The organism is Sutcliffiella sp. FSL R7-0096, assembly GCF_038595065.1.
Lineage (GTDB): Bacteria > Bacillota > Bacilli > Bacillales > Bacillaceae_I > Sutcliffiella_A.
This window is the reverse complement of the sequence record NZ_CP152003.1, coordinates 4,380,043-4,394,523: the sequence shown is the minus strand read 5'-3', so window position 1 is coordinate 4,394,523 and position 14,481 is coordinate 4,380,043. Positions and strand designations below refer to the sequence as shown.

The window sequence follows — 14,481 nt, the reverse complement described above, 5'->3', positions numbered from 1 at the left end:
GCATCAAGAAGTAAGGAGGTGTTGGGCTTGGCGGATGTACAACTAGAAAACGGATTTACAAGAATTGCAAACGATATATTCGAGCAGATGGCAAAAACAAAGCTAAGCCCAATACAGTATAGAATACTCTTTGTCATCTGGAGATACACATATGGTTTTAACAGAAAAGAGCATGAGTTTTCACTAAGCTTTATAGGAACTGCAACAGAGTACGATCAAAGGCAACTACAAAGAGAATTAATAAAGCTAGAACAAAGAAAGATAATTGTCCAGAAAGTTAAAAGAGGAAAACCTAGGATAATTAGCTTCAATAAAAATCATGACGAATGGTTAGAAAGTGAAACTATTGGTAGTTCTACCATTGGTAATTCTACCAAAGGCACTATTGGTAAAGTTACCAAAGGCACTATTGGTAATTCTACCAAAGAAGAAAGAAAGAACTTAAAGAAAAATATAAAGAAAGATGCATATGAGATGAACATAAATCCTTTTAAAGAATATGAGAAAAATTTTGGTCTATTATCAAGTTCAGTTATCAATAAATTTAATTACTGGTTAGATGATAGTCAGTTTGTAAATCCAGAAGAAATCATCTGTGAAGTGATTACTAGAGCTAAAACGAATGAAGCAAAACATCCAATGCAGTATATTGACAAGATTCTGTTGGATCACCATAAAAACAATCGTTTAACTTTAGATGCTGTTAAAGCAAATCACAATGAGTTTGATTCGAAAGTGAAGAAGAAAGCAGCTAAATCACTTGATTGGAAAGCTTTGAAGGAAGGTATGGAAGATGAATAAAAAAGAGGTTGTAAGTTTGATAGAACAGATTGAGCTTTTCTACAATCAACCATTTAGTCGGAATTTCAATTTAAATGATGGGGAAACAGCAACGGATAAAATGATAAAGCTTGTTGAAGCTTGGCATAGACTTTTGAGAAATCAGGATTTTAAATGCGTAATGAGAAGGTTTGATAATCATTGCACTAAAAACAAATTCCCACCTACCATCGCAGATCTTTATGAAGAACCATCCGAGTCAAAAGTGAACCATGAGCACCTGGAATACATGAGAAAGTTACGGAGTGGATCGCGTGATTAATAACTACGAAGCAGAATGCGCCTTACTAGGCTGCATACTCATTGATAACAGCATATTAAATGAACTAGTAACAAAGCCTGAACACTTCCAGCACTATCAAAACAAGGAATTGTTTACGGCCATGAAAAAGATTGGTGAAAAGGACGAACCGATTAATGCCATAACAATCATTGAACTGATTGGACGCAACAACCTTTCTCGATTAGGTGGAACGGGCCATCTTTCCCTCTTAAAAGAAAGTGTCCCTTCCATCCATGCATTCCGGAATTATGAAGCAGCTGTCATCGATGCCTGGAAGAAACAAAATATCCACAATATCTTGAAGCCGATTGTGGATAAACAGGAATTTGACTCGAGTGATATTCAAAAGATGATCAAGCAGCTGAATGACATAGATAAAACAGGGACAAAGGAAAAGTTTGATCTCAAAGAGCACCTGGTCCAAATGTATCAGCTGCCACTTATCAAGAAGGAAAAAGGCTATTCCGGGATCCCGAGTGGCTTCCAGGACCTCGATGACATGACAGATGGATTTCAGGATGAGGACAGTATCATCATCGGGGCAAGGCCCTCCATGGGGAAGACAGCACTTATTCTGAACATTGCTGCCAATGCTGGATATAAGGGAGCCATCCCGGTCATCTTCTCCCTAGAAATGAGCGCGGAAAGCCTAATTAAACGCATGTTATGCCTTCTTGGCGGAATAGAAGGTATTAAAGCACGAAACCCATACCATTATTTTGATGACAAGGATCATGAGAATTGGGTGGCAGCCATTGGGTTGTTGGAACGGATCAACATGCAGATATTTGATAAGCCTGGTCAGACGGTGAATGAAATGCGTGCTCATATCCGAGACGTGAAACGGGAAAATCCGGATAAAAAGCTTCTGGTGATGATTGACTATCTCACCTTGATCAAGCCAGAAGAAAGCCACAATGGGAATGCCCATCTGCAGGTATCAGAAATTAGTGCTGCATTAAAAGGAATGGCCAAAGAGTTTAAGTGTCCTGTCCTTACCCTTGCTCAGTTATCACGGGGAGTGGAACAACGATCCAACAAAAGACCGGTAATGTCCGACTTAAGGGAAAGTGGAAGCATTGAGCAAGATGCGGACGTCATTGGATTCCTTTATCGAGATGAATACTATAATGCCGATTCTGAAAAAAAGAGCATTTTAGAAATTGATATTGCCAAGCAGCGTAATGGCCCAACTGGAAAGGTGGATATCTATTACAACAAAAAAACACAGAGAATGCGGGATTTACATGACCGACATGCCCAAGCTAATTAGGGATTGGTATCTGGATGCCGTTGATTACAACCAGGAGCCTCTTTTATTACTTCTTGATTTCCTCATCTATGAAAAAAAGGTCCTAAGCTTCGATGATTCGGAAGAAAAGCTGCACTTCTACTTCCAAGATAAATTTCGAGGGAAAATGAACGAGCACCTTGCCAAATTCAAAGAACAGGGGGAGAAAAATGAACAAGTTTCGTGAATTAAAATGGAAGTTTCAAATGTTCTTTATGAAATTTCGTTATCCCAAAGCAGGATATTACGAAAGAATGTGCTTGGTTGCAGGATATACCAAACAAGACATAGACGAAATGGTACAGAATGACATAAATGATGGATTGTATGATGGCAAAGTAAATGATCAGTGGATACGAGAGGGAGCTTGCGAAGAAGAAGCAAGCTGCTGGGAATAAGATGGAGCTAAGGAGACAGGTAATGCTTCATGAACTCTCTTTAAAAGGGAAGCAAGAAGCCCAAGACGGCCGGCTTTTAAGAGAGCTCACCGTCGAGGAACTAGAAACAGAGTTTTACAGAATGCAAGAGGAGGAGAGATATTGAGGTTTTTAGGAATAGATCCAGCATCCAAAACAGGTTTTGTCGCTCTGGATGCCCACTGTCAGGTATTGCGGGCAAAAGAGTTAACAGGAGTGGGCAGTGTGGATCCTAAACGGATGGTCACTTTGATAAATGATGTAGTTGCTCATCTTAAACCAGGAGACATTATTTGCATTGAGGGATTCCCCTTTGACACGCAGAAAGCCATGTTCGCAGGGGGATTACACCATGGCATTAGAAATGAGCTCTACAAGCGAAAATTGAGCTATTACGAGGCAGCACCAAATGCTGTGAAGAAGTTTGTGAATGTCACAGGCTGGGTTGGAGAAGTTGGCAGTAAGAAACGACTTACCGGCCCTCAAAAGAAGAAAGCTGTCATGAAAGCAGTGGAGGAGCACTTTGGCTTTACTCATCAAAGTGACAACGTGGTAGATGCATATATCATGGCACGGATAGCGATGGAATGCTTTTTTATACAAGAAACTAATTCTTCATTGCTACCAAACTATCAATCTCAAGTCATACAAAAAATTCTAGAAGGAGCGTGTTAGCATGCAAGTAACCGTAAAAGCAAACTTCAACAAACAAACAAAGGACAGCAAGAAGGAGCTCATTCAATTCTATGTAAAGGGTGAGGATGAGAAAAAGCAAGAACTCTCTCAATTGGTTCGTGAAGTAGTTGAATTGCAAATCGAAGGAGTAGAGGAAAAGCTTACATGTGAATTTAGCAAGACCACGAAAGATGGCAAGAAAACGACTCTTGACTTTATCGTAAAAGGCGATACCTCTGCAGAACAATCCTTCAATTTTTACAAGAAGGCTGGATCCGATGTCACGCTAAACATTATCGAATCTCAAATGAGCATCGATGAATTCAATGATGCACACGAGGGCATTAAGTACAACGTGGATAAGGATGGAACAGCGAAGGTTGCTGATGGCCAGCTGACACTTGACGAGTACCAGGATGAAGATGAAGAGACGGATCCGGAGAACGTCCACTAATGGTGAAAAGTAAAAAGCAGAAAAGACGGTTGGGCAAAGCACTTGCCCGCCGTCATAAGCAGAGTGTTGCCAGGGCTTGGAGAAACATTTTTGTGAAAGCTGGATTACTTAAATGAGAGCAGACCAGGCAAGGGTTATCAAAGTCATTAAAGAGAAGAAGGGTGTTCCAACGGTTATAGAATGGCAGGGGAGGAGATACCAGCTACAGCACCCTTCCCAAATCAAACGAGGCCAAGAGGAAAAGAAGCGGATAGAAGAGAAAGAGCCTTTGGGGTTGGATGGGATTTTTCTTTAGAAAATGGGGGGAGTAACTTGGATGTCGAACAGTCTTTATTGGCGGTAAGAGAGGTATATGTTGATTCTATGAAAAGATGTAGGTCCAATGAGGAAGAGCTCAAGAAAATTGATGAAGAAATCCAGGACTTGCTCCATGTAATTGAACTGAGTAACTTCAATGCCCGCGATGGTTACAAATTAGCAAAGGAACTACAAAAAGCTAGGAAGGAACGCAGGCGAATAAAAGACGAAATAGAATTACTGGCCCCACTAAAGGAACTAATATTTAATCAAAAGCCTTCAGAGAAATCAATTGGGAAGGTGCTCGGGGATATTAGAAACATTAAAGTTAAACACCAAAACCGTAACTATCGGTTTAGAGTGAGGTTTGATTTAGAAAGTGTACTGAAGTAATAAATATTTGACCGATATAGCGTCATAACGAAAGGGTGAGAAATTTGGAAAAAGAACAGCCGATTATTTATAAAACAGACAACCGAAATATAAGAGAGCATCAATTGAAGACGATAGAGCCTTACTTTTCAGCAGTAAAAAGAGGAGAGAAAACGTTCGAAGTAAGAAAGTTTGATAGAGACTTTCAGGTAGGGGATTTTATCGACTTAGTACATTATAATCAACAAACAAAACAATTAGGTCAACGGATTACAAAGCGAATCACCTACATGTTAACTGATGAACAATATGTTAAAGAAGGATACGTAATTCTTGGTATGGTTGATGATGAAATAGAGATACCGTTTTAGTGAACTATTCGACCATATAGTGAAAGAGGTGATTCCCATGATTGGCAAAGTAACCGAGTGGAAAATGACTCCCGAGGAGCTAGAGGAATACAGGAAGAAATATCCGCCTAAACCGGATGATGAAAGGTTACAGAAAAAGAAAGAAGCGTTTTCCAACATCCATACTTATGGTGAACGTGTGAAAAAACAGGGAGGAAAATAATGAATATACCTTGTTATCTAATTTCTAATGGGAAATTTGAAAAAGCAGTAATGCCACAGAAGTTACTGTTAGATCTCTTGAACATTCTTCAAAATAAAGGCAAGGAAACAGTACATTTTCCTGGAAGGTCAATAGAAGTCGAAGGTGTATATGTACCAGGAAAAGGCAGTAAGACAATGTTGATGTGCTTAGGAGATGCAGATGAAAAGGGGGTTGAACATTGAAGTATTCTACCGGCACTTTTATTCAGGGCATTAATGAGAAGTTTTTTGTTGGTGACACAGCTGCATTTCGTACATTAGATGGTGGTGGACGTGTGGGTAAAATCTCGAAGATTACCAATAAGAGCGTTCATATTGATGTAGGTAATAAAAGAAATCCTGCCATCAGCCTAGAAAGCATTACTGAAATAAATAAGCACTAATAATTAGGTAAATAAAAAAAGCCGAGATTTCTCCCGACCAACCCTAAGAATATTTTACCGTAGGGGGAATCTTGGTGTCTCAATTACAGTTTAAGTTGCCTAAAATAAATAGAAAAGAAACACAAAAGAACGTTGAAGAAGCCCTAGAACTCTATCGTTATTATTTACTCACAGTTCCGGAAGAACGCTTGCCTAAAGTAACCGCCTCTTATTCGCTTGTCCCACCATCTAACACCAATGAATTCCATTCCTCTACTGAAGATGCAGCAATTAAGAAGGTAGACTTCGAGATTGAAAGAGACAGCTATATTGAGCGTATCAGGAAGGCGGTTAACAGGCTAGGAAAACGGGAACGACAGGCGGTGATCCTGAAGTATTTCGGGGAAGAAGAAGCTTTTGATTACGAAGTGTACAACGAGATGGGAATGAGTGAGTTTCACTACCATCAAAAATTTAAGCCAAGAATATTCTATAAACTAGCATTCATATTAAGAATAGAAGTCTATGAAGTGGATGGGGACATATAATATCACCAGACCGTCACATTTTCGATATAAGGGCAGATTCAGCTATTTTTAATACCAACGTGAACAAAATGTTTTCGCAACGAAACATCAACGATTCTGAAACGTTTTTAAAACGAAAGTTAAATGAGCATTTCGCTTTCAGGGTGTTATTATGGTATTAACGAAATATATCAAGAGGGCATCACTCAGTTTGAGTGGTGTCTTTTTATTGCAGGAAATTATCTCCTTTTGTCGAATTTAAAAAGCAGGAGGTGATATCAATGAAAACATTTGATCCAGGAGTAGTAGGCGGTCATAAAGTAGACCCGGGTACTGGTGGTATGCAACATAACGACCCAGGAGTCGGTGGTCATAAAGTAATGGACCCAGGAACAGTAGGACATTAATATTATTTAAAGCATCCTTTCGAGGGTGCTTTGTATTTTGATATAGAATGAACCTCCTTTAAGTGGTAAGATTTACATATAACTAGCCTGGGGGGGATCTTCCTTTGAAGAAAATAATTATCTTACTTACAAGCTTATTGTTTTTAGTGGCTTGCAACGATGATACTAGAGAAGAAGCATATGTAGAAGAAGAGGTAAAGAAAATCGAAATGTCCGAGAACTTGGCATATGCCTATCTTGAACAACTAACCGGGAATTACCTACTGATAGATGTTCATGAAGACCGTAGTCCTGAAAAAAATAAGGCATTGGATTTAGCTTTGACAGAACTTAATATTACAACAACAGAAATAAAAGATGAATATATCCAAGATTCTCCTATGGTGAAGGATCTTCTTGAAATTTCCGATTTTGTGAAATTTGCTATAGATGAAATGCTATTAGGTGAATATAGTACAAAATATGACAACTCTGTTAAAGCAGGTGGACTAGTTGGGGATTTTTCAAGGGCATATTTAGACGGTAAACTACCTCCGACTATAAGAGGGGTAACCGGTATAGAAAGTTTAGATTAGAAGCATCCAATCTTGGGTGCTTTTTTCTTTTTCCAAAACAAACACAAATTATAGGAGGTGGAAGGTGATGTGATATGGCTGAGAAGTATGTATTAGCAGAAAAAGATTATGTTAAAGGCATGAAATATAAGGATATTGCAGAGAAGTATCAGGTATCTATTAACACCGTTAAGTCATGGAAGAAACGATATGCTTGGAATAGAGAAAGGGGTGCACCCAAAGAAAAAGGTGTGCACACAAAAAACAGAGGAGCGCCTAAAGGTAATATCAACGCAAAAGGTAATAAAGGCGGATCAGCTCCTAAAGGTAATTCTAATGCAGTAACTCATGGCTTCTTCTCTAAATTCCTTCCTCTTGAGACCTTAGAGATTATGGAGGAAATGAGTGAACGATCCCCAGCAGATATAATTTGGGACCAGATACAAATACAGTATGCAGCAATTATTCGAGCTCAGAAGGTTATGTGGGTAACTAGCAAAGAGGAAGTGATCAAAGAGCTAAAGAAAGGTAGATATGAGTATCATGAGATTCCAGATGATCAGGGTGGAGGAGTTGAAAAGGTAGTAACGGAAGAAGAGTTTGAGTTTCAGTTTGCATGGGATCGCCAAGCAACATTTTTAACTGCCCAATCCAGAGCCATGAGTGAGCTTAGGAGCTTGATTAAGCAGTTTAATGACTTAGCCCATGATGATGATGAACGCAAGCTTAGAATCCAACTGATGCAGGCTAATATTAAGAAAGCAGAAGTAGAAGCTGATAAGCTTGCAAAGGATGAAAACAAAAATAAACCGCCAACCATTACTATTGTGGATGCGTGGAGTGATGACGATGAATAAGCCAACCATTGACATCCAGAAGAATGTGAACCCTCACTTTAAACGAGTGTGGAAAACCAAGAAGCCATATAATGTCCTTAGGGGAGGGCGTAACTCCTTTAAGTCATCAGTTATCGCCTTGTTGCTTGTTTACATGATACTTTGGTACCTCCAAAAAGGAGAAAAGGCAAACGTCGTAGTCATTAGGAAAGTAGCGAACACGATTCGAGATTCGGTTTTCCTCAAGATCAAGTGGGCCTTAGAAAAATTCGGCATAATGGGAGAATTTAAAGATACGGTATCCCCTTTCAAATTAACGCACAAGGCTACTGGATCCACGTTCTTTTTTTATGGACAGGATGACTTTCAAAAGCTTAAATCAAACGATATCGGGAATATCATCGCTGTCTGGTACGAGGAAGCAGCTGAGTTCAATGATGCCGAAGAATTTGATCAGTCGAATACCACCTTTATGAGACAGAAGCACCAACTGGCGGATATTGTACGTTTCTTTTGGTCGTATAATCCCCCTAGGAATCCGTACTCGTGGATAAACGAATGGTCGGACAAAATGGCAGCGGAAGATAATTACCTGGTCCACGATTCCAGTTACAAAAACGATGAGCTTGGATTTGTCACAGAACAGATGCTGCAAGACATTGAGAGAATAAAGAAAAATGATTATGACTATTATCGCTATTTGTACCTAGGTGAACCTGTGGGGCTTGGAACCAACGTCTACAACATGAACTTATTCAATAAGTTGGAGAAGTTGCCGGACGATGACAAGGTCATTGCTCTCTACTATGCCATGGACACAGGACACAGTGTTTCCGCTACATCCTGTGGGTGTTATGGACTTACAGCCAAGGGGAAGGTTATCAGGTTAAATGGCTACTACTACAGCCCAGCTGGTCAGGTGAATAAAAAGGCTCCTAGTGAACTTTCAAAGGATATATACCAGTTCATCAAGATGACTTCAACACAAGCACCTTATAAAGGGGCAAGAATTAGAAAGCGTACCATCGATAGTGCCGAGGGTGCATTACGAAATCAATACTATAAAGATCACGGGCAACATTGGCTGCCTATCAACAAACTCAAAAAAGTAGATATGGTAGATTACGTCCACGACCTTTTAGCACAGGGTCGTTTTTATTATCTTCTTAATCCATTACCTACCGGGTTAGCAAACTGTGATAGCAACGACATATTCATAGAGGAGCATAAAAAGTATCAATGGATAGAGAAGACAAGGAACACTGACAATCCACAGGTGGTCAAAGAAGACGACCATACATGTGATGATTTTCAGTATTTTTGTGTTTCCAACGCTAGAGACTTGCGCTTAAAAGTCTAGGGAGGTGAGAGTGTGAATGTTATTCAACGCATTAAAAATCTATTTAAGAGAGGAGGGTATGCTTTGACAGAACAAACACTCAAGTCGATTAATGACCATCCTAAAATTAACATCGATCCAGAGGAGTTAGCGAGAATTGATCGCAATTTATCGCAATACAAGGGAAAGTATCCTAAAGTCCAGTATTTGAACTCGAATGGAGATTTAAAAGAACGGGACTTCATGACGCTGAACCTAAGAAAATTAAGTGCTGATGTGTTATCTGGCCTGGTATTCAATGAACAATGTGAGATTACTATATCGGATGCAAAAGAAGAAGAGGAAAAAGGGAACACATACAAATCGGCGCATGAATTCATCCAACACGTATTTGAACATAACAGATTCAAAAAGAATCTTGCTGATTACCTGGAACCTACATTCGCTTTAGGTGGGTTGACAGTACGTCCATATGTGGACCATGCTTCCGGAGAGATTGAATTTTCATGGGCTTTGGCCAATGCATTTTATCCGTTGAGAAGTAACAGCAATGGTATCTCAGAGGGCGTCATGAAGTCTGTAACGACTAGAGTTGATGGAAAGAAAGTCATTTATTATACCTTGCTAGAATTCCATGAGTGGAAAAAAGATCTCTACGTCATAACCAATGAGCTCTACAAATCTGAAAGTCCAACTGAAGTCGGGAAGCGAGTTCCATTAGGTGATATATACGAAGAAATGCAAGAAGTAACATACATTTCACGTTTATCAAGACCACTTTTCAATTACTTGAAGCCTTCAGGATTTAATAATATCAATCCTCACAGCCCACTAGGGTTAGGGATTACTGATAACTCTGTTTCCACGTTGCAGAAGGTAAATGACACCTACGATCAGTTCTGGTGGGAAATTAAAATGGGGCAACGCACAGTGTTTGTAAGTGATGCCATGCTTAACACTTTGCCAGATGAAACAGGGCGACCTCCGAAACAGGTATTTGACCCGGATGTGAATATATTTAAGTCTATGCCCACAACGGACGATAAACAGGACCCTGTGAAAGATGTGACTAGTGACATTCGAACGGAACAGTATATAGCAGCCATTAATCAATCGCTAAGAACACTAGAAATGGAATTGAAACTATCAGTGGGTACCTTCTCCTTCGATGGCCGTTCCATGAAAACAGCGACTGAGATTGTAAGTGAGAATGACTTAACCTATCGTACAAGGAACGATCATGTGTATGAGGTGGAACAATTCATCAAAGGGTTGGTTGTATCCGTTTTAGAATTAGCGCAAGCCTATGACCTGTTTAAGGGCGATATACCAACACATGAACACATTGGCGTAGACTTTGACGATGGTGTATTCCAGGACCGGTCCGCGCTGCTTAAATTCTACGGACAAGCAAAGCTTATGGGGCTCATACCTACTTCTGAGATCATTCAGCGAGTATTTAAGGTGCCAAAGGAAACAGCAAAGCAATGGCTTGATGAAATAAATCGAGAAGTCACTGGTGTGGATCCAACTGAAATTAGTGAACGTACAGCAAAGCATATGTTTGGTGAGGAGGAATAAGTGAATGGCTAAGCTTAAAATAAAGCAAGTCAAAAAGGAAACCGAAGTCTTTCTTGACGGTGAGCCGATAAAGTTAAATTATTTAACAGCAATGAATTTGGACATGAGTGTAATGAATGGTAATTATTTAACGTTAACTTACCGCGTCCATGATGTGGAAATAGAAACCGACCAAGGAGAAATTAAAGTAACTGGTAAGGAGTGATTAAATGGATCCTAAAAAGCCTAGAATCACTCCTCACCAATTAGACATATGGTCTGGAAACATGGCCGAGATATACAATTCTCTTGAAGGTGAAATCATTCGAATTATTATTAAGCAATTGAATAGTGGTTTTAATGAAATTCATGAGTGGCAAGCTCAAAAGATGTATGAATTAGGGTTGTTCAATAACGAAGTGATGAAACAGTTATCCAGGGTTACAGTTGTAGCAGAGCCACAAATTAGAAAGATGTTTGAAGAAACAGGTGTAGCTATAATCGAAGATGTAGATAAGGCTATGCCATTTGCAACAAAACCTATGCCAAATAACATCGATAACCTGATGCGAGCTTACCACAATCAAGTGTGGACTGAGATGGACAATTACGTAAACCAGACACTCATCACAACTAGATACGGGATGGGTACTGCGCAAATTGCCTATCAAAATGTATTAAGCAAAACTGCTGCAATGTTTAACACTGGATTATATACATTCGAACAATCATTGGAACGAGCTGTAACTGAATTGGCCCAAAAGGGTATTAAATCTACCTTGCTTGATAAAGGAGGCAACACTTGGAGCCTTGAAAGGTACGTTCGGACCGTCCTAAAGTCAACTCTTGGCAACACCTATAACCAATTGAGAACGGAAAGGATGGCGGAGTACGGAGTCCATACAGTCCTTGTAACTAGCCACGTTGGAGCGAGAAAAGCTTGTTCTACCATCCAAGGTAACGTGGTGGATCTCAGGCCAGTGGATCAGCTGCCTCCCGATAGCCAGTATAAGTCCATCTATGATTCTTCCTGGAAAGCAAGTTATGGTGAAGCCGGGGGCCATAGAGGGGTAAATTGCAAGCATCTACACATACCTTTCATTCCTGGGGTAAATACAAACAATCAACCTGTATATGATGAGAAATTAAACGCTAAGGTTGCCCAGGCAATGGATGTTCAAAGACGTATAGAAAGAGAAATAGTGAAATACAAGAAGAATCTAATGGTTGCAGAGGCGCTTAAAAGCAAGCATGCAGACTATTGGGGAATGATGGTGAAAAAAAGACAGGCTGCCATGCGCGAGCATTTGGAGAGTAATGGCCGATATTTGAGAAGGAACTACAAAAGAGAAAAAGTCTACACTCCTTTAGCTACTTTGCTAGAGGATTTTTCATATAAAGATTAGGAGGGATATCATGTCCAAGTTAACCAAGGAAGATTTAAAAACAATCTTCAACAAAGCAAAAGAAGAAGGTAGCAAATTTGTTTTTGTTGGGATTGAAGCTGAAGGTGTCCAAGAGACTATCTGTATTCCAGAGCGCTCATTTGACGAGAAACAGGCGTTTTATGAGAGAAGTTACACTGAAGATTTAGTCCATGTAATGAATAAAAATGTATTCATTCGTGGTTTGTCGCACGGCGGAGCAGAACAACTAGATATTATCGGTTAAGGAATAAAGGGAAGATTAACATTGGGTGCAGACCTGGTAAAACGGGTGGCGGGGTTAATCATTGAGGCGGCGAGGTGCCGTCTTTTATTATGCAATCAATCGCAGTTATGCGTTAAATAACTATTCCAACGTGGACTCTACCACGTAAAAATAATGTAGGAGGAATGAAGTGTGAACAGAGAAGAACTGAAAGCATTAGGATTAACGGATGAACAAATCGATAAGGTGATGGCAGCACACGGGAAAGTAGTGAATGCTACGAAAGATAAAGCAGATAAAGTGGAGGGCTTGGAGTCTCAACTAGAAGATTACAAGACGCAACTTGCGGACCGTGATACGCAGCTGGATGACTTATCAAAACAAGTAAAGGATAATGCGGATCTAACGGCAGAAATAGACCGTTTGAAAGATGAAAACAAAACGGCCACTGCTGATTTGCAAAAAAAGTTAGAAACACAGGCTTTTGATTTTGCACTGGACAAGGCACTGACTGGCGCAAAGGTAAAGAATTCAAAAGCAATTCGAGGGCTTTTGGATATGGATACGATCAAACTGGATGGTGAAACGCTGAAAGGTCTTGATGACCAACTTAACAGCCTGAAAGAAAGTGATTCGTATTTATTTGAGCAAGAAACAGAACCAACCAAGCCAACAATCGTTAATCCAGGTAATCCGAATGGTGGTACAAGCACGGGGGACGATGACCCTTTTGCAGCTAAAATGGCTAAATACAATTAAAAGAAAGAAGGAATGAAACATGGGAAAACAACTATTACGATTAGACTTACAAACTTTCGCCGGTGAAAACAACAATCAAGCAGTACGCAGCTATCAAAAGCAATTCAAGGAGCTCTTGCAAGCCGTTTACAAAAAACAGGCATACTTCTCCGAGTTCTTTGGAGGTGGCCTGGAAGCATTGGATGGGGTAACGCACAACAAAACAGCGTTCTCCATTAAAACCAGCGACATCCCTGTGGTAATCGGGACTGAATACAACAAAGATCCAAACGTTGGATTTGGAACAGGCACAAGTAGCACCACACGCTTTGGACAACGACAAGAAATCATCTACACGGACACAGATGTACCTTACACTTGGGAATGGGTATTCCACGAAGGTATTGACCGTCACACAGTAAATAATGACTTTGCCGCAACCGTTGCCGATCGCTCAGAGCTACAGGCCCAAGCTAAGGTACAATTGTTTGATAATAAAGGCGGGTTATTCATTTCTAATAGTGCTGCCTCTGCCCTGGAATTATTGGACTTGTCCAATGATGCAGTACTAAAACTATTCAATGATCTATCTACAGCATACGTAAACATGGGAGCCGTGGGGACGAAGATGGCATGGGTAAAACCTGCATTGTACAATGCGATTGTTGACCACCCTATTACTACTTCTGCAAAGCGTTCTGGTGCCAATGTAGATCAAAATAACATCCTTATGTTCAAAGGTTTCTTGATTAAAGAAGTTCCAGAAACGAAGTTCCAAACTGGTGAAATTGCTTACACTTCCATTACCGGAGTCGGTAAACAATTCACTGGTATCAACACTACTCGAACAATCGAATCAGAAGACTTTGATGGAGTGGCTTTCCAGGGAGCTGGTAAAGCGGGAGAGTTTATCCTGCCAGCAAATAAGAAAGCTGTCATCAAGGTAATTGATGCACCAGTAGGATAAGAAAGGGATAGGTGATAGCAATGGCTAAATACAAGGTTTTAAACACATTTCGCGACATTCATACAAAAGAAGTGTACAAGCAAAATGCAGAAATTGAATTATCTGAAGAACGAGCAGATGAAGTGGAGCACAACCTTAAAGAAAAAGGGAAATTTATCGAACTGATTGAGGAAAAACAAGAGTTTGATAGAGAAGTTGCTAAAGAACGACTTACAGAGCTAGGCGTTGAGTTTAAGGGGAACGCTAGCAATGAAACTCTTAAACAGTTACTTGAAGATCAGGAGGAAGGCGAATAGTCT

General features: G+C 40.0%; 26 protein-coding genes. All 26 read left to right on the top strand.

Translation table 11 applies throughout. From position 1 onward, the window contains the following. Positions 1–27: 27 nt before the first annotated feature. The 26 genes from MKY77_RS22560 to MKY77_RS22435 all read left to right on the top strand — a co-directional run bounded on the left by MKY77_RS22560 (position 28) and on the right by MKY77_RS22435 (position 14,478). The gene (locus MKY77_RS22560; protein WP_342515512.1) at positions 28–801 is read left to right on the top strand and encodes a replication protein; all 774 of its coding nucleotides are present in this window, start codon (positions 28–30) and stop codon (positions 799–801) included. Then, entirely contained in the window at positions 794–1,102 is a 309-nt protein-coding gene (locus MKY77_RS22555) for a replicative helicase loader/inhibitor (RefSeq protein ID WP_342515511.1), read from the top strand. The genes MKY77_RS22560 and MKY77_RS22555 overlap by 8 nt, the downstream gene beginning before the upstream one ends. Continuing rightward, on the top strand, positions 1,095–2,396 hold the full coding sequence (gene dnaB, locus MKY77_RS22550) for a replicative DNA helicase (RefSeq protein ID WP_342515510.1): 1,302 nt from the start codon (positions 1,095–1,097) through the stop codon (positions 2,394–2,396). The genes MKY77_RS22555 and dnaB overlap by 8 nt, the downstream gene beginning before the upstream one ends. Beyond that, on the top strand, positions 2,380–2,601 hold the full coding sequence (locus tag MKY77_RS22545; protein ID WP_342515509.1) for a hypothetical protein: 222 nt from the start codon (positions 2,380–2,382) through the stop codon (positions 2,599–2,601). Before dnaB ends, MKY77_RS22545 begins: the two co-directional genes overlap by 17 nt. After that, a complete protein-coding gene (locus MKY77_RS22540) occupies positions 2,585–2,812 on the top strand; it encodes a hypothetical protein (RefSeq protein WP_342515508.1) in 228 nt (75 codons plus the stop codon). Before MKY77_RS22545 ends, MKY77_RS22540 begins: the two co-directional genes overlap by 17 nt. Before the next feature lie 22 nt (positions 2,813–2,834). Next, positions 2,835–2,957 carry a hypothetical protein gene (locus tag MKY77_RS22535; RefSeq protein WP_342515507.1) on the top strand — a complete coding sequence of 41 codons (123 nt, stop codon included), beginning with the start codon at positions 2,835–2,837 and terminating at the stop codon, positions 2,955–2,957. Then, complete coding sequence (locus MKY77_RS22530) at positions 2,954–3,505, top strand: hypothetical protein (protein WP_342515506.1); 552 nt, start codon at positions 2,954–2,956, stop codon at positions 3,503–3,505. The genes MKY77_RS22535 and MKY77_RS22530 overlap by 4 nt, the downstream gene beginning before the upstream one ends. 1 nt (position 3,506) lies before the next feature. Then, a complete protein-coding gene (locus tag MKY77_RS22525) occupies positions 3,507–3,959 on the top strand; it encodes a hypothetical protein (RefSeq protein ID WP_342515505.1) in 453 nt (150 codons plus the stop codon). Beyond that, positions 3,959–4,075 (top strand): DUF3983 domain-containing protein, encoded by a 117-nt coding sequence (locus MKY77_RS22520; RefSeq protein WP_342515504.1) that lies wholly within the window; start codon positions 3,959–3,961, stop codon positions 4,073–4,075. Before MKY77_RS22525 ends, MKY77_RS22520 begins: the two co-directional genes overlap by 1 nt. Positions 4,076–4,139: 64 nt before the next feature. Then, complete coding sequence (locus MKY77_RS22515) at positions 4,140–4,649, top strand: hypothetical protein (RefSeq protein ID WP_342515503.1); 510 nt, start codon at positions 4,140–4,142, stop codon at positions 4,647–4,649. A gap of 35 nt (positions 4,650–4,684) precedes the next feature. Then, positions 4,685–4,999 (top strand): DUF3850 domain-containing protein, encoded by a 315-nt coding sequence (locus tag MKY77_RS22510; protein ID WP_342515502.1) that lies wholly within the window; start codon positions 4,685–4,687, stop codon positions 4,997–4,999. A gap of 37 nt (positions 5,000–5,036) precedes the next feature. Continuing rightward, on the top strand, positions 5,037–5,201 hold the full coding sequence (locus MKY77_RS22505) for a hypothetical protein (RefSeq protein ID WP_342515501.1): 165 nt from the start codon (positions 5,037–5,039) through the stop codon (positions 5,199–5,201). Continuing rightward, entirely contained in the window at positions 5,201–5,425 is a 225-nt protein-coding gene (locus MKY77_RS22500) for a hypothetical protein (RefSeq protein ID WP_342515500.1), read from the top strand. The genes MKY77_RS22505 and MKY77_RS22500 overlap by 1 nt, the downstream gene beginning before the upstream one ends. After that, positions 5,422–5,625, top strand: a complete 204-nt coding sequence (locus tag MKY77_RS22495; protein ID WP_342515499.1) for a hypothetical protein — start codon at positions 5,422–5,424, stop codon at positions 5,623–5,625. Before MKY77_RS22500 ends, MKY77_RS22495 begins: the two co-directional genes overlap by 4 nt. 74 nt (positions 5,626–5,699) lie before the next feature. Then, complete coding sequence (locus MKY77_RS22490; RefSeq protein ID WP_342515498.1) at positions 5,700–6,152, top strand: ArpU family phage packaging/lysis transcriptional regulator; 453 nt, start codon at positions 5,700–5,702, stop codon at positions 6,150–6,152. A 260-nt stretch (positions 6,153–6,412) separates the two neighbouring features. Further along, a complete protein-coding gene (locus tag MKY77_RS22485; RefSeq protein WP_342515497.1) occupies positions 6,413–6,538 on the top strand; it encodes a hypothetical protein in 126 nt (41 codons plus the stop codon). Positions 6,539–6,642: 104 nt separating this feature from the next. After that, a complete protein-coding gene (locus MKY77_RS22480) occupies positions 6,643–7,113 on the top strand; it encodes a hypothetical protein (protein ID WP_342515496.1) in 471 nt (156 codons plus the stop codon). 74 nt (positions 7,114–7,187) lie between these two features. After that, positions 7,188–7,949, top strand: a complete 762-nt coding sequence (terS, locus tag MKY77_RS22475) for a phage terminase small subunit (protein ID WP_342515495.1) — start codon at positions 7,188–7,190, stop codon at positions 7,947–7,949. Next, positions 7,942–9,288 (top strand): PBSX family phage terminase large subunit, encoded by a 1,347-nt coding sequence (locus tag MKY77_RS22470; protein ID WP_339147648.1) that lies wholly within the window; start codon positions 7,942–7,944, stop codon positions 9,286–9,288. Before terS ends, MKY77_RS22470 begins: the two co-directional genes overlap by 8 nt. A 63-nt stretch (positions 9,289–9,351) precedes the next feature. Next, positions 9,352–10,848, top strand: a complete 1,497-nt coding sequence (locus MKY77_RS22465; protein WP_339147647.1) for a phage portal protein — start codon at positions 9,352–9,354, stop codon at positions 10,846–10,848. Between the two features lie 4 nt (positions 10,849–10,852). Then, positions 10,853–11,053, top strand: coding sequence for a hypothetical protein (locus MKY77_RS22460; protein ID WP_339147646.1), 201 nt, complete (start codon positions 10,853–10,855; stop codon positions 11,051–11,053). Positions 11,054–11,057: 4 nt separating this feature from the next. Further along, entirely contained in the window at positions 11,058–12,233 is a 1,176-nt protein-coding gene (locus MKY77_RS22455; protein WP_339147645.1) for a phage minor capsid protein, read from the top strand. A 10-nt stretch (positions 12,234–12,243) separates the two neighbouring features. Beyond that, the gene (locus tag MKY77_RS22450) at positions 12,244–12,498 is read left to right on the top strand and encodes a hypothetical protein (RefSeq protein ID WP_339147644.1); all 255 of its coding nucleotides are present in this window, start codon (positions 12,244–12,246) and stop codon (positions 12,496–12,498) included. Between the two features lie 171 nt (positions 12,499–12,669). Continuing rightward, positions 12,670–13,236 (top strand): phage scaffolding protein, encoded by a 567-nt coding sequence (locus MKY77_RS22445; RefSeq protein WP_339147643.1) that lies wholly within the window; start codon positions 12,670–12,672, stop codon positions 13,234–13,236. A 19-nt stretch (positions 13,237–13,255) separates the two neighbouring features. After that, complete coding sequence (locus MKY77_RS22440) at positions 13,256–14,182, top strand: phage capsid protein (protein WP_339147642.1); 927 nt, start codon at positions 13,256–13,258, stop codon at positions 14,180–14,182. 20 nt (positions 14,183–14,202) lie between these two features. Further along, positions 14,203–14,478: a hypothetical protein gene (locus MKY77_RS22435; protein ID WP_339147641.1), complete on the top strand. Its 276-nt coding sequence runs from the start codon at positions 14,203–14,205 to the stop codon at positions 14,476–14,478. Positions 14,479–14,481 lie beyond the last annotated feature (3 nt).